This is a genomic window from Micromonospora sp. DT41, assembly GCF_049841715.1.
Classification (GTDB): domain Bacteria; phylum Actinomycetota; class Actinomycetes; order Mycobacteriales; family Micromonosporaceae; genus Micromonospora; species Micromonospora profundi.
The window spans coordinates 513331-527530 of sequence record NZ_JBNCKU010000001.1; the positions used below are offsets into that span (position 1 = coordinate 513331).

The following is a 14200-nucleotide window of genomic DNA, read 5'->3' on the forward strand; positions in this document are numbered from 1 at the left end:
TCCCGTCGGCGCGCCAGCCCTGTTTCGCATCAGCTTGCCAGTTTCGGACCCACGGCGCGGCGAATGACGAAACAGGGCTCGCTCAGTTCCGGAGCACGCTCAGCTCAGCCCGCCGAAGAGGGTGGTCACCGAACCGTCGTCGAAGACCTCCCGGATCGCCCGCGCCAGCAGCGGCGCGATCGACAGCACCGTCAGCTTGTCCAACTGCTTCTCCGGCGGCAGCGGCAGCGTGTTGGTGACCACGATCTCGCTGATCGAGCTGTTCTTCAGCCGCTCGGTGGCCGGGTCCGACAGCAGCGCGTGGGTGGACGCCACCACGATCTCCGCCGCGCCCGACTCCTTGAGGATGTCGGCGGCCTTGGTGATCGTGCCGCCGGTGTCGATCATGTCGTCGACGATCAGACAGACCCGGCCCTCCACCTCACCGACGACCCGGTTCGCCACGACCTGGTTCGGCTTCATCGGGTCGCGGGTCTTGTGGATGAACGCCAACGGGCAGCCGCCCAGCCGGTCGGTCCACCGCTCGGCAACCCGTACCCGGCCCGAGTCCGGTGCCACCACTGTCATCGGCCGGCCCGCGTACTTGTGCTCCACGTACTCGGCGAGGATGTCCATCGCGAAGAGGTGGTCCACCGGGCCGTCGAAGAAGCCCTGGATCTGCGCGGTGTGCAGGTCGACGGTGAGGATCCGGTTCGCGCCTGCGGTCTTCAGCAGGTCCGCCACCAGCCGCGCCGAGATCGGCTCACGGCCCCGGTGCTTCTTGTCCTGCCGCGCGTACGGGTAGAACGGCAACACGACGGTGATCCGCTTGGCGGAACCCCGCTTCAGCGCGTCCACCATGATCAGGGTCTCCATGACCCAGGTGTTCACCCCGTGCGTCACGGACTGCACCACGAAGGCGTCCGAACCACGTACCGAGTCCTTGAATCGTACGAAGATCTCGCCGTTGGCGAACTCGTACGCGTCGGCGGGCGTCGGCGCCACGCCGAGCACCTCGCCGATCTCCTTGGCCAACTCCGGAAACCCTCGTCCGGAAAAGAGCATCAGGCTTTTGCGGTTTTCGGCGACGATGCTGCCCATGGGCCCGTCTGCTCCCGTTTGTCGGCGATACCCGGCCCGGTGGTGGTGGGTCGGAGACTATTCGGTTGCAGTATCTCCCGTGCCGGACGGCCCGCCCACCGTCTCGCCCGGCCCGTGCATTGCCTCACTGTCACTTGCGGCGCCGGCACCGTTGGGCGCACCCTGCACCGTGCCCGCCCGCTCGGCCGCCTGGGCCGCGGCGGTACCGGCCCGCCGTTTCACCACCCAACCTTCGATGTTGCGCTGGCGGGCACGGGCGACACCCATCGCGCCGGCCGGTACGTCCTCCACGATGACCGAACCCGCCGCCGTGTACGCGCCATCGCCCACCTCGACCGGCGCCACGAACATGTTGTCCGCGCCGGTCCGGGCGTGGCTGCCGATCACCGTGCGGTGCTTGTTGACCCCGTCGTAGTTGACGAATACCGACGCCGCCCCGATGTTGCTCTGCTCGCCGATCGTCGCGTCACCCACGTACGTCAGGTGCGGCACCTTGGAGCCGGCACCGATCTCCGAGTTCTTCACCTCGACGAACGTGCCGACCTTCGCCTTGTCGGCGAGTCGAGCAGCCGGCCGCAGGTAGGCGTACGGGCCCACGCTGGCGCCCGCACCCACCTCGGCGCCCACCGCGTGGCTGCGTACCACCGAGGCGGCCGGGCCGACGATCGTGTCGACGAGCGTGACGTCCGGCCCGATGAGCGCGCCCGCGCCGACCACTGTGCTGCCGCGCAGCTGCGTGTTCTGGTCGACGACCGCGTCGCGGTCCAGCGCCACCGTCACGTCGATCCAGGTGGTGGCGGGGTCGAGCAGGCTGACGCCGGTGCGCATCCACGCCTCGTTGACCCGGTCGCGCAGCAGCCGGCGCAGCGTCGCCAACTCCACCCGGTCGTTGCAGCCCAAGGTTTCCACGTGGTCGTCGGCGACGTGCACGGCGACCGGCTCGCCGGTCGAGCGGAGCAGCCCGAACACGTCGGTCAGGTATTCCTCACCCTGGTCGTTGTCGGTGGAGAGCTTGCCCAGCGCGTCGCGCAGCCGCACCGCGTCGAACACGTAGATGCCGGCGTTGATCTCCCGGATCGCGCGCTGTGTCGCGTCGGCGTCGCGCTCCTCGACGATCTGCTCCAGGTGCCCGTCGGCGTCCCTGACGATCCGGCCGAGCCCTGTCGGGTCCGGCACCTCGGCGGCCAGCACTGTGGCCGCGGCGCCGGCCTGCTCGTGCGCTGTGACAAACGCGCCAACGGTCTCCGGGCGCAGCAGCGGCACGTCCCCGTTGATCACCACGACGGTGCCGGCCCCGTCCGGTACGGCCTCCAGCGCGATGCGGACGGCGTGCCCGGTGCCGAGTTGTTCGGCCTGGAGCACGGGAGTGGCGTCCGGGGCGACGTCGGTGAGGTGGGCGCGGACCTGGTCGGCGCCGTGCCCGACCACGACGACTGTGCGGTCGGCGGCCAGCGGCGCGGCCGCGTTCAGAACGTGGCCCAGCAGCGTACGGCCGAGCAGGGGGTGCAGCACCTTTGGCAGTGTCGACTTCATCCGCTTGCCCTCACCGGCGGCGAGCACGACGACGGTTCGAAGGTGGGGCTGGGGCACGACGTGGCTCCCGTCGGGACGGCGGACACTCTCGCGGTCATGCTAACCGCGGGGTCCGGCCATGTTCCCTCTTACCCCCAGCCGACCCCAGAACGGGCCAAAGGGGGCAGCTCGGCCGCCAGGGTTCGAACCTGAAATACGGGTACCAAAGACCCGGGTGTTGCCAATTACACCACGGCCGATCATCGACGCGAGCGCATCGCATCCCGCCGCTACACCTTAGCGTCCCTGTCGCCCAGCGCCATCGCCGATCGGGCGTCGGTGCCGCATCCGCAGTCCCCGGCCCCGCCTTCAGCGACCCTGAGCCCAACCCCGCGCGGCGGCGCGATGCCCTGCGGCGACACCTTTGACCTGGCTTTCCGAAACTTCCTCGTGCGATCTACGGTGCCGTAAGTTACGGTGACGTAGGCGTAGCTTAGTGATCTTTTCGTCCCCCTCTGCGAGGTGCAATGTCGACCGCTCTGCTTGAACCGAACACTGCCGGTCCCGGCCCGAAACCGCTCACCGACGGCAGCCAGTCCCCCGGAATCCTGGCCGCCCTCTATGCCTTCGTGGTGATCCCCTTCGTGGCCCTGCTCGTCGCCGTCCCGATGGCCTGGGGTGGCTGGCTGGGCTGGACCGACGTGATCATCGGCTTGGTCTTCTACGTGGTCAGCGGGCTCGGCATCACCGTCGGCTTCCACCGCTACTTCACGCACGGCTCGTTCAAGGCCAAGCGGTGGCTGCGCGTCTCCCTCGCGGTAGCGGGTTCGCTCGCGGTGCAGGGCGAGATCATCCAGTGGGTGGCCGACCACCGGCGGCACCACGCCTTCTCGGATCTGGAAGGTGACCCGCACTCCCCGTGGCGCTTCGGCACCAGCTTCTGGGCACTGACCCGGGGACTGTTCCACGCCCACGTCGGCTGGTTGTTCCGCCGGGAGCTGTCCAACCGGGCGCGGTTCGCGCCCGACCTGATCGCCGACCGTGACATCAGCCGGGTGGACCGGCTGTTCCCGGTGCTGGTGATGGTGTCGCTGCTCGGCCCGGCAGTGATCGGCGGCCTGGTGACCTGGTCGTGGCAGGGCGCGCTCACCGCGTTCTTCTGGGCCGGGCTGGTCCGCATCGGCCTGCTGCACCACGTCACCTGGGCGATCAACTCGGTCTGCCACGTCTACGGCGAGCGTCCGTTCGCCATGCGTCAGGGCGACCGGGCGTCGAACTTCTGGCCGCTGGCGATCCTGTCGTTCGGCGAGAGCTGGCACAACCTGCACCACGCCGACCCCACAAGCGCGCGGCACGGCGTCCTGCGCGGTCAGGTGGACATCTCCGCACGCGTCATCTGGCTGTTCGAGAAGACCGGAGCGGCATCGCAGGTCCGCTGGCCGAAGCCGGAACGCATCGCGGCGAAGCTCGTGAAGCCTGTCCCACCGCAGTAAAGCGGGCGGTACTCCGGGGAGGCGCCTGGCAGGATGGCCGGGTGACCGAGCCAAGCGGGGGGACCGGACGGCTCGGCGGACAGGGCCGGGCCCGCTCCGGGTGCGGTCGCACGGCACGGCGGGCGGCGAAGCCGCCCGCCAGTGAGGCGACGATGTGAACGGGCACAACGGAGGCTCCATCCCACGGCAGGGCGTCACCGAGCGCCAGCGAGGTGGCGACATGCCTGAGGTAAGCGACGATGCCGGGGGCCGGCGCGCGGCTCCGGCTCCCGCGCCCAAACCCAAACCCGCCTCCCGGGTACGCATGTCGGCGGCCCAACGGCGGGAACAGTTGATCGCCACGGGCCGTCAACTGTTCGCCGAACGCGGTTTCGACGCCACCTCCATCGAGGAGGTGGCGGCCCGCGCCAAGGTCTCGAAGCCTGTCGTTTACGAGCACTTCGGCGGCAAGGAAGGGCTCTACGCGGTGGTGGTGGACCGGGAGGTCCGGGCCCTGCTGGACCGGATCACCACGGCGCTGACCGCAGGGCATCCACGCGAGTTGCTGGAGCAGGCGGCGATGGCCCTCCTGGGCTACATCGAGGAAGAGACAAGCGGGTTCCGGGTGCTGGTCCGCGAGTCGCCGCTGATGTCCGGCACCGCCAACTTCAGCAGCGTGATGAACGACGTGGCCCACCAGGTCGAGCACATACTGGGCGCCGAGTTCAAGAGCCGCGGGTACGACCCGAAGTTGGCCGAGCTGTACTCCCAGGCGCTTGTGGGCATGGTCGCCCTGACCGGCCGCTGGTGGATGGAGGTGCGCAAGCCCCGCAAGGAGATGGTGGCGGCGCACCTGGTCAACCTGGCCTGGAACGGGTTGTCGCACCTGGAGGCGAAGCCGGGCCTGATCACCTCCCGACGTCGCTGACCGGGCCGGCGACCGCCGCTGACCCGAGAGGTCAGCGGCGGTGCACCTCGGCCACCGGGTGGCTGCGCCTGCGGCGTTCCGTCTCGGCGTGCTCCTCGGACCCCACCTTGTCGTAGAGGCCGGTGCCGAGCAGGATCAGGCCGAACACCATCGACACGACCACTGTCGACATGGAGAAGTTGAGGAAGTTCGCATCGGTCTGCAGCACGGACATCATGAGGATGCTGGTCACCAGGAACACCGCCCCGGCGGTGAGGTTCATGTAGTGGCCGAGGTTGGTTCGCCGGGACGCCCCGATGATCAGGACCACTCCGAAGATCACCGAGGCGAGCGAGAAGGCCAGGTTGGTGCGCAGGCCGAGCGCCCAGTGGCTGCCTCTGTCGAAGAGCGGGTCACCGAGTGTCTCGGCGACACCCCACACGCCGAAGACCAGGATGTAGAGGCCGATCAGACCGGCGAGGACCCGGTAGAGCGGCCGTGCCGGATGGTTAACCGGAAAATGCGGCATACCTCGAGCCCCCTGAATCAACCGTTTCAGGAGGATTGTCACCTGAGATGACCCAGCATGTCCGGGTAACCACGAAAGGCGGCCGGTCCGCCGAAAGGCCGGGCCACGTCAGGTTTTCGCCGGAGCCCGAGCTGCGCAGGGATCAAGCCTGACCGCCCGGAGCAGCTCGGGCTCCGGCGAAAACCCACGGCCGCAACCAAGAGAAGCGACCAAAGGAACTCAGAGCACGAGGCGAGCCTTCTGGAACGCCTCCGCCTCCTCCTCCGAACCGACCTTGCCGTACATGCCGGCCATGAGCAGCACCATCGAGACCGTCAGCATGACGATCACGGTGAAGACGCTGAAGTTGAAGATGTTGGCATCGGTCCGGATGAACGCCAGGCTGCCCAGGCCGATCGCCATGAGGGCGTACGCGAGCCACTGGTTGATCGCCACGTCGATGTTGCGGCCAAGGACGGTGCCGACCAGCACGACGATCCCCAGAAGGATGCTGAGCAGCGAGAACCCGAAGTTCGTGCCCTGGCCGAGAACGTGGGTGTCGTCCTGCGCGAAGAGTTCGTCGCCGGCGGTCGCGATGATGCCGAGCACACCGAAGACCACCAGGTACAGACCGGTCAGCCCGCCGATCGCCCGGTAGATCGGCCGCGCGGGGTGGTTGACGGGGGTGTGGGCCATGTCTGATCTCCAACGCCGTGGGTGAGGTGTCGCCGACGATTGTCCCGCATGTGGTGGTGTGACGCCGCACACGGCCCCCGGGCCGGCGTCTCCACCCCGGTCAGCTCTCGGGCAGATCCTCGGCGAGGGTCATCCAGGTCTCCTCGATCCGCTCCCGTTCGGCGCGCAGGTCCTTGAGCTGGGTGTCCAGTTCGGCGACCTTGGCGTAGTCGGTGGCGTCGGCGGCGAGTTGGTCGAGCAGGGTGGACTCGCGCTGGTCGAGCTTGCCGAGCTGCCGTTCCAGCCGGGTCAGCTCCTTACGCGCCTGGCGTACCTCGGCTGCGGACATGCCACCGGCGGAAGGGCCGGCGGGCGCGGTCGTCGAGGTGGCAGCCGCCCGGGGTGCGCCGGCCCGCTCGGCGGTCCGGGCAAGGTACTCGTCGATGCCGCCCGGCAGGTGCACGAGCCGGCCGTCGCCGAACATCCCGAACGCGGTCTCGGTGACGCGTTCGATGAGGTAGCGGTCGTGGCTGGCCACGACGATCGTGCCGGGCCACGAGTCGAGCAGGTCCTCAAGCGCGGCAAGCGTGTCGGTGTCCAGGTCGTTCGTGGGCTCGTCGAAGAGCAGCACGTTGGGCTCACCCGCGAGCAGCCGCAGCATCTGCAACCGGCGGCGCTCACCGCCGGACAGGTCGCTGACGGGCGTCCAGAGGCGGCGGTCGTCGAAGCCGAAGACCTCGGCGAGCTGGGCTGCGGAGACCTCCCGGTCGCCGAGCTGGACCCGGCGGGCGACCTCCTCGACGGCTTCGAGGACGCGCAGGTGCCCGGGCAGTTCGGCGAGCTCCTGGGACAGGAACGCGGGCTTGACAGTGGAGCCGGTGTTGAGGCGGCCACCGTCGGGTCTGGTGATGCCGGCGAGCAGCCGCAGCAGCGTGGTCTTGCCGGCGCCGTTGGCACCGAGGATGGCGATCCGGTCGCCGGGGCCGACCTGCCACGTGACGTCGCGCAGGATCTCCTTGGGGCCGGCGCGCAGCTCGACGTTCTCCAGGTCGTACACCTGCTTGCCGAGCCGGGAGGTGGCCATGCGCTGCAACGACATGGTGTCGCGGGCCGGCGGCACGTCGGCGATCAGCGCGTTTGCGGCGTCGATGCGGAACTGCGGCTTCGAGGTGCGGGCGGGCGGGCCACGGCGCAGCCAGGCGATCTCCTTGCGGAGCAGGTTCTGTCGGCGGGCCTCGGTGGCGGCGGCGACGCGTTCACGCTCGGCGCGGGCCAGGATCCAGGCGGCGAACCCACCCTCGTACGCCCGGACGGTCTGGTCGGCGACCTCCCAGGTGTTGGTGCAGACCGCGTCCAGGAACCACCGGTCGTGGGTGACCACCACGAGGGAGCCCTTGCGGCCGACCAGGTGCCGGGCCAGCCAGTCGACACCTGCGACGTCGAGGTGGTTGGTGGGCTCGTCGAGGATCAGCAGGTCGGAGTCGCGGACGAGCAGCGCGGCGAGCGCCACCCGGCGACGTTCGCCACCGGACATCGGGCCGACGGGCTGGTCGAGGCCGAGGTGTGGCATGCCGAGGCCGTCGAGGATGGCGCGCACCCCGGCGTCGCCGGCCCACTCGTGCTCGGCGCCCATGCCCTCGTCGAGCCAGGCGGTGCCGAGCACGACGTCCCGCACCGTGGAGTCGGGGGCGAGGGTGAGTTGCTGCGGCAGCCAGAGCACGCGCAGGTCGCGACGGTGGGTCACCCGGCCGTCGTCGGGGTCCTCCTGCTTGGTGAGCAGCCGCAGCAGGGTGGACTTGCCGGCGCCGTTGAGGCCGACCACGCCGATCCGGTCGGCGTCGTCCAGGCCGAGTGAGACGTCCGTGAGCAGCCGCCCGGCGGCGCCGTACCCCTTGGACACCCGGTCCAGATTGACGATGTTCGCCACGTTCCACCCTTCATGATCAAGGCGCCCCGGTGCCGGCGGGCACCTGGACGCCTGTCCCAAGGGTACGCGGACGTCCGCGAGAGCCTTGCCGCGCGCCCGCGACCGATGGACCGCCGGGTCGACCCGCCGCAGGCGACCGGCGAACTGCGGTGGCTGACCGCCGCGGGGCGGCCGTCCGCCGGGCGGGAGACGTCAGCCGACGCGGGCGCCGGCGACCGGGCCGTGCGCGACCCGCGCCAGTCGGCACACGCCGGCGGCGGCCAGATCGGCGGCGATCCGTTCCGCGTTTGCCGCATCGGAGGCGAGGAAGACGCAGGTCGGGCCGGAGCCGGAGACGATACCGGCGAGCGCGCCGGCCGCCTCCCCGGCCTTCAGCGTGTCCGCCAGTGCCGGGCGCATGGCCAGCGCGGCGTCCTGAAGGTCGTTGCCGAGCGTACGGGCGAGGACCCGGGGGTCGCGTTGACGCAGCGCGCCGAGCAGGGCATCGGTGCTGCCCAGCGGGGTGCCGGCCGCGCCGGTGTCGCGGAGCCGGTCCAGCTCGCGGTAGGCAGCCGGCGTGGAAAGGCCAACGTCGGCGATCGCCACGACCCAGTGCCAGGACGTCGGCCGGACCAGGACGGGGCTGACGGCCTCGCCCCGGCCGGTGCCCAGCGCCGTGCCGCCGTAGATCAGAAACGGCACGTCCGAGCCGAGGTCGGCGGCGATACCTGCCAACTCGTCACGGGACAGCCCGGTGCCCCACAGCGCGTCGCAGGCCACGAGCGCGGCGGCCGCGTCGGCGCTGCCACCGGCCAGCCCACCGGCGAGCGGGATCTGCTTGCGCAGGTGCAGCCGGGCGTGCGGCAACACTCCCGCGTACCCGGCGAGGGCGTGCGCGGCGCGGATCACGAGGTTGGTGTCGTCAAGCGCCAGCTCGCCGGTGCCTTCGCCCTCCATGGTGAGCGCGAGGGTGTCGCCCCGACGCGCGGTCAGCTCGTCGTAGATCGAGATCGCGTGGTAGACGGTGTTCAACTCGTGGTAGCCGTCACGGCGCAGCGGACCCACCCCGAGGTGCAGGTTGATCTTCGCGGGGACTCGCACCTTTACCGGCCCGAGGGCACCACGCCGCTCGTCCTCGTCGTCCGGTCGCCAGGCCTCGGTCACGGGGTGACGATCCGTGTACGCAGGCGGATGTCGAATGGCTTGGCCACGATCAGCACCTCGACGGAGTGGGCGGAGTGGGCGGGCACGGCGTCAGCCTACTTCGCGGCCGGCGTACCGACCGGGGCCGACGCGGCGATCGCGGCGAACTGCTCCACGGTCAGCGACTCTCCCCGGGCGCCGGGATCCACGCCGGCGGCGGTGAGCGCGGCGGCGGCCCGGTCCGCGCCGCCGGCCCAACCGGCCAGCGCCGCGCGCAGGGTCTTGCGACGCTGCGCGAAGGCCGCGTCCACAACTGCGAAAACCCGTTCCCGGGGTACGTCGGCACGCGGTGGTTGGCGGCAGGTGAAGGCGACCAGGCCGGAGTCGACGTTGGGGACCGGCCAGAACACGTTCGGCGGCACCCGACCGGCGCCCCGGGCCTGGGCGTACCAGGCGAGCTTCACCGAAGGGATGCCGTACACCTTGGAGCCGGGGCCGGCGACCAGCCGGTCGGCGACCTCCTTCTGCACCATCACGAGACCGTGGCGCAGGCTGGGCAGCTCGGCGAGCAGGTGCAGCACCACGGGCACCGCCACGTTGTAGGGCAGGTTCGCCACCAGCGCGGTCGGCGCGGGATCGCCCAACTCGGCGGCGCGGATGCGCAGCGCGTCGGCCCGGTGCACGGTGAGCCGTTCGGCGTCCGGGCCGGCGTGCCGCGCGGCGGTGTCCGGCAGCGCCCCGGCGAGCACCGGATCGATCTCGACGGCGTGCACGTGCCCGGCGACGGGCAGCAGCCCCACTGTGAGCGAACCGAGCCCGGGGCCGACCTCCAGGGCCACGTCGTCGGGGGTCAGACCGGCGGCCGTGACGATCCGGCGCACCGTGTTCGGGTCGTGCACGAAGTTCTGGCCCAGCTTCTTGGTGGGCGCGACGCCCAGCCGGGCGGCGAGTTCCCGGATCTCCGCCGGGCCGAGGAGACCGGTCATGGCTGGCAGCGTAACGGCGACGTGGGGGCCGACGGCGCGGCCGGGCTCACCACGGGCCGAAGACCCGGTCGCCGGTGGCGGAGATGGCCGTGCACAGCTCGTCCAGGTCGGCGCCTGTGGTCGCGGCGAGCGACCGGACGGTGAGCGGGATCAGGTACGAGGCGTTCGGCCGGCCCCGGTGCGGCATCGGGGTGAGGTAGGGCGCATCGGTTTCCACGAGGATCTGGTCCAGCGGAGTCAACGCGGCCGCCTCACGCAATGCTCCCGCGCTGCCGAACGTGACGGTGCCGGCGAAGCTGAGCACGAAGCCACGGCGGACGCACTCGCGGGCGAAGTCGGCGTCTCCGGAGAAGCAGTGCAGCACCACCGTGTCCGGTGCGCCCTCGTCGTCGAGGATCCGCAGCACGTCGGCGTGGGCGTCCCGGTCGTGGACGACGAGCGCCTTGCGATGCCGTTTGGCAATGGCGATGTGCGCCCGGAAGCTCTCCTCCTGCGCGGCGCGCCCCTCGTCGCCGGTACGGAAGAAGTCCATCCCGGTCTCGCCGATCCCCCGGACCCGTTCCCGGGCGGCCAACGACTCGATCTCCCGCAGCGCCTCGTCGAGATCGGCCAGCCGGGGCGCCTCGTTGGGGTGCAGTGCCACGGTGGCCAGCACGGCTGGGTGACTCTCGGCGACGTCCGCGCCCCACCGTGAGGACGCCACGTCCACGCCTACCTGGACCAGCCTGTCCACGCCGACCGTCGCTGCCACGGCGACCGCCGAGCCGACCGGGTCGTCGGTCGACCCTCCGCCTGGTACGCCGGCCTCGCTCACGGTGATGTCCAGGTGGGTGTGGCTGTCCAGCACCGGCCGAGGCAGCGGTTCGGGGGCGGGTGGGAACTCTCCGGCCCGCCGGGCGGCACGCCCGCGGCGGGTTTCAGTGGGCTCGCTCATCAGCGACAGCATCACACACCGGGGCTGTCCAGCTGCCCGCCACCCGGCGTTCACCCCGACTACGCCGCGCGGCGGCGGCTCACCGTCACCGCGCGGCGTTCGAAGCCGGGCCCGGACGGTCACTCGGCCAGGCGGGCCAGCTCCTCGTCGACGATCGACGGGTCGAGCTTGCGGAACACCGGCTTCGGCGGGGCCAGCGGCCGACCGGCCTCCAGCGGCACCGACTCCCAACGGGCGCCGACGGAGTAGTCACCGGTCAGCACCGGGTACGACGGACCGCCGTCCAGGTCGTCGACCTGCTCGATCACCGGCATGGGCGCGTGTACGCCGGTGCCGCCGAGCAGCTCGTGCACCTGCTGCGCGGAGTGCGGCAGGAACGGGGTGAGCAGCGTGTTGGCGTCGCTGACCACCTGGAGGGCGACGTGCAGGATGGTGCCCTGTCGGGGCTTGTCGGCCTCGGCCTTGAGCTTCCACGGCGCCTGCTCGGACAGGTACCTGTTGGCCTCGGCGACCACCTTCATGGCCTCGCCGATGGCCTGCTTCTGCCGGTGCCTGCCGATCAGGTCGCCGACCGTGGCGAAGCCGGCCCGGGCCACCGCGAGCAGTGCCTCGTCGGCCTCGGTGAGACCGGCCGGGTCGACCGGCGGGATCGCGCCGAAGTTCTTCGCCGCCATCGAGACGGACCGGTTGACCAGGTTGCCCCAGCCGGCGACCAGCTCGTCGTTGTTGCGGCGGAGGAACTCGGCCCAGGTGAAGTCCGTGTCGTTGCTCTCCGGGCCGGCGGCGGCGATGAAGTACCGCAGCGCGTCCGCGTCGTAGCGCTCCAAAAAGTCGCGGACGTAGATGACCACCTTGCGGGACGAGGAGAACTTGCGTCCCTCCATGGTCAGGTACTCGCTGGAGACCACCTCGGTGGGCAGGTTGAGGCGGCCCAGCTCGCCGGGCTCACCGTCACGGGAGCCCTCGCCGGAGTAGCCGGAGAGCAGCGCCGGCCAGATCACCGAGTGGAAGACGATGTTGTCCTTGCCCATGAAGTAGTACGACCGCGCGTCCTTGCCCTCGCCGTCGGTCGACCACCACCTGCGCCACGCCTCCGGGTCGCCGGAGCGGCGGGCCCACTCGATCGAGGCGGACAGGTAACCGATCACCGCGTCGAACCAGACGTAGATCCGCTTGTCGGGCCGGTCCCGCCAGTCGTCAAGCGGAATGGGTACGCCCCACTCCAGGTCCCGGGTGATCGCCCGCGGCTGGAGGTCGTCGAGCAGGTTGCGGGAGAACCGCAGCACGTTGGGCCGCCACCCGTCGCGGGTGTCCAGCCACTGCCGCAGCACCTCGGCCAGCGCTGGCAGGTCCAGGAAGAAGTGCTCGGTCTCGACGAACTTCGGGGTCTCCCCGTTGATCCGCGACTTCGGGTCGATCAGGTCGATCGGGTCGAGCTGGTTGCCGCAGTTGTCGCACTGGTCGCCGCGCGCGCTGTCGTACCCGCAGATCGGGCAGGTGCCCTCGATGTAGCGGTCGGGAAGGGTGCGCCCGGTGGACGGCGAGATGGCGCCCATGGTGGTCTTCGGCACGATGTAGCCGTTGCGGTACATCCCCTCGAACAGCTCCTGCACCACCGCGTAGTGGTTGCGGGTGGTGGTGCGGGTGAACAGGTCGTAGGAGAGTCCGAGGCCGTGCAGGTCCTCGACGATCACCCTGTTGTACCTGTCGGCCAGCTCGCGCGGGGTGACCCCGTCGGCGTCGGCCTGCACCTGGATGGGGGTGCCGTGCTCGTCGGTGCCGGAGACCATGAGCACGTCGTGGCCGGCCATCCGCATGTACCGGGCGAAGACGTCGGAGGGAACGCCGAAACCGGAGACGTGGCCGATGTGGCGGGGGCCGTTGGCGTACGGCCAGGCCACTGCCGCGAGAACGTGACTCATGAGCAGCAAGCCTAGTGACCTGTCCGGGAGCCCCGCGAACCAATAGGGGGTGCCGGGCCCGGCGGAGCGGGCCGACCAGCCCGACCGTTGGTCCGATTTGTTCCCGACACGCTGTCGACCTGCCCGTTCCGCCCTCGTGACCGGTGTGCAATGGTCGTCGTGACTGGCAGACGAACGGCGCGGGACCACGACGACCGTCCCACCGGGCCGGCGGCCGGCGACGAGCCCGTCCAAGCGCCTGACCCGACCCGAAGCGCCCGGGTGGCACCAGGCGCGCCCCGAGCCGCTGGGGTCGCGCCACAGCCCCGGCCGGTGCCGGGCGTCGGCAGGGGGACGACCAACGGCGCGGCGCTCGACGTGGAGCCGGCTCACGAGCCGGCGGACGACCAGGAGCCGGCCGGCGCAGCGCCAGTCGAGGTGGAGCCGACCACCGGGGCGCCTGTGGACGCGGTGCCACGGCGGGTGCCGGTCCGCCAGCAGAGCCGCTGGCACCGGGGTGCCCGGCGGCTCGACGCCGACGCGCCTGACGACGAGGGCGGTACCTTCTGGGCACCGATCGAGCAGGTGCACTGGGACGGCACCCCGGTCCGGCAGGACACCGAGCCCCAGCGGGACCGGCGGGTCGTACGCCGCACCCCGCCCCGGACGACGGCGCTGCCGGACCCGCTGCCCGGGCTGGCCGCGCTGGTACTGCTGAGCCTGGTCACTGCCTTCTTCGCCTGGGTCAGCGCGGGGCCGTTCTGGCTCGCGGTCGGGCACGCCCGGTCCGGCACAGTGGTGATCGACGAGTGCACCGGCGACGGGCTCACCCAGCGGTGCCGGGGCGTCTTCAGCTCAGACGACGGGCAGTTCCTGGCTCATGGCGTACGGGTCAGCGGCGTACCGGCCGGACGGGACACGCGGGGGGCGACGCTGCCCGCTCGGATGACCGGCCCGGACAGCGGAACCGCGTACGCCGACACCGGTGCCGGCCGACACCTGCGCTGGCTGCCCGGCCTGCTGGTGGTGGGCGGCTGCGCGGCCGGCATCGCCCGCTGGACGGGCGCGACCCGTCTGCCGGGCCGGCGACACCGCCGCTGGGCGGTCACCGCCGCACTTGCCGGCCCGGCGCTCATCACCCTCGGTTTCCTCGCCGCCGCGTGGTGAATTCACCGC

12 protein-coding genes and 1 tRNA gene are annotated in these 14200 nt (G+C 71.1%); 3 read left to right on the plus strand and 10 right to left on the minus strand.

Annotation, left to right across the window (positions count from 1 at the left end):
* Positions 1-99: 99 nt before the first annotated feature.
* From ACLQ23_RS02285 to ACLQ23_RS02295, 3 genes are all read right to left on the minus strand, one after another.
* Entirely contained in the window at positions 100-1080 is a 981-nt protein-coding gene (locus tag ACLQ23_RS02285; RefSeq protein WP_355592634.1) for a ribose-phosphate diphosphokinase, read from the minus strand.
* Positions 1081-1137: 57 nt separating this feature from the next.
* Positions 1138-2670, minus strand: a complete 1533-nt coding sequence (gene glmU / locus ACLQ23_RS02290) for a bifunctional UDP-N-acetylglucosamine diphosphorylase/glucosamine-1-phosphate N-acetyltransferase GlmU (protein ID WP_355592636.1) — start codon at positions 2668-2670, stop codon at positions 1138-1140.
* Between the two features lie 110 nt (positions 2671-2780).
* Positions 2781-2852 (minus strand) — tRNA-Gln (locus ACLQ23_RS02295).
* 267 nt (positions 2853-3119) lie between these two features.
* Between ACLQ23_RS02295 and ACLQ23_RS02300 the strand changes: the two genes are divergently transcribed.
* Positions 3120-4085: an acyl-CoA desaturase gene (locus tag ACLQ23_RS02300; protein ID WP_355592638.1), complete on the plus strand. Its 966-nt coding sequence runs from the start codon at positions 3120-3122 to the stop codon at positions 4083-4085.
* A gap of 220 nt (positions 4086-4305) precedes the next feature.
* Complete coding sequence (locus ACLQ23_RS02305) at positions 4306-4992, plus strand: TetR/AcrR family transcriptional regulator (protein WP_355592640.1); 687 nt, start codon at positions 4306-4308, stop codon at positions 4990-4992.
* A gap of 31 nt (positions 4993-5023) precedes the next feature.
* Here ACLQ23_RS02305 and ACLQ23_RS02310 read toward each other — a convergent pair whose 3' ends face one another.
* From ACLQ23_RS02310 to metG, 7 genes are all read right to left on the minus strand, one after another.
* Complete coding sequence (locus ACLQ23_RS02310; RefSeq protein WP_355592642.1) at positions 5024-5500, minus strand: DUF4383 domain-containing protein; 477 nt, start codon at positions 5498-5500, stop codon at positions 5024-5026.
* Between the two features lie 219 nt (positions 5501-5719).
* Positions 5720-6175, minus strand: a complete 456-nt coding sequence (locus ACLQ23_RS02315) for a DUF4383 domain-containing protein (RefSeq protein ID WP_355592644.1) — start codon at positions 6173-6175, stop codon at positions 5720-5722.
* Positions 6176-6275: 100 nt separating this feature from the next.
* On the minus strand, positions 6276-8081 hold the full coding sequence (locus ACLQ23_RS02320; protein WP_355592646.1) for an ABC-F family ATP-binding cassette domain-containing protein: 1806 nt from the start codon (positions 8079-8081) through the stop codon (positions 6276-6278).
* A 192-nt stretch (positions 8082-8273) separates the two neighbouring features.
* Entirely contained in the window at positions 8274-9224 is a 951-nt protein-coding gene (locus ACLQ23_RS02325) for a 4-(cytidine 5'-diphospho)-2-C-methyl-D-erythritol kinase (protein ID WP_355592648.1), read from the minus strand.
* A 95-nt stretch (positions 9225-9319) separates the two neighbouring features.
* Entirely contained in the window at positions 9320-10189 is an 870-nt protein-coding gene (gene rsmA, locus ACLQ23_RS02330) for a 16S rRNA (adenine(1518)-N(6)/adenine(1519)-N(6))-dimethyltransferase RsmA (protein WP_355592650.1), read from the minus strand.
* 46 nt (positions 10190-10235) lie between these two features.
* Positions 10236-11135, minus strand: coding sequence for a TatD family hydrolase (locus ACLQ23_RS02335; RefSeq protein ID WP_355592652.1), 900 nt, complete (start codon positions 11133-11135; stop codon positions 10236-10238).
* Between the two features lie 107 nt (positions 11136-11242).
* Positions 11243-13045: a methionine--tRNA ligase gene (gene metG, locus ACLQ23_RS02340; RefSeq protein WP_355592654.1), complete on the minus strand. Its 1803-nt coding sequence runs from the start codon at positions 13043-13045 to the stop codon at positions 11243-11245.
* A 159-nt stretch (positions 13046-13204) separates the two neighbouring features.
* Here metG and ACLQ23_RS02345 point away from each other — a divergent pair, with 159 nt between their 5' ends.
* Positions 13205-14191, plus strand: coding sequence for a hypothetical protein (locus tag ACLQ23_RS02345; protein WP_355592656.1), 987 nt, complete (start codon positions 13205-13207; stop codon positions 14189-14191).
* Positions 14192-14200: the final 9 nt, after the last annotated feature.

Bases quoted from the DNA above. Each gene is read 5' to 3' on its own strand.
- metG (WP_355592654.1), bottom strand. From the start codon at position 13,045: ATGAGTCACGTTCTCGCGGCAGTGGCCTGGCCGTACGCCAACGGCCCC.
- ACLQ23_RS02335 (WP_355592652.1), bottom strand. From the start codon at position 11,135: ATGCTGTCGCTGATGAGCGAGCCCACTGAAACCCGCCGCGGGCGTGCC.
- rsmA (WP_355592650.1), bottom strand. From the start codon at position 10,189: ATGACCGGTCTCCTCGGCCCGGCGGAGATCCGGGAACTCGCCGCCCGG.
- ACLQ23_RS02300 (WP_355592638.1), top strand. From the start codon at position 3,120: ATGTCGACCGCTCTGCTTGAACCGAACACTGCCGGTCCCGGCCCGAAA.
- ACLQ23_RS02315 (WP_355592644.1), bottom strand. From the start codon at position 6,175: ATGGCCCACACCCCCGTCAACCACCCCGCGCGGCCGATCTACCGGGCG.
- ACLQ23_RS02285 (WP_355592634.1), bottom strand. From the start codon at position 1,080: ATGGGCAGCATCGTCGCCGAAAACCGCAAAAGCCTGATGCTCTTTTCC.
- ACLQ23_RS02310 (WP_355592642.1), bottom strand. From the start codon at position 5,500: ATGCCGCATTTTCCGGTTAACCATCCGGCACGGCCGCTCTACCGGGTC.
- ACLQ23_RS02305 (WP_355592640.1), top strand. From the start codon at position 4,306: ATGCCTGAGGTAAGCGACGATGCCGGGGGCCGGCGCGCGGCTCCGGCT.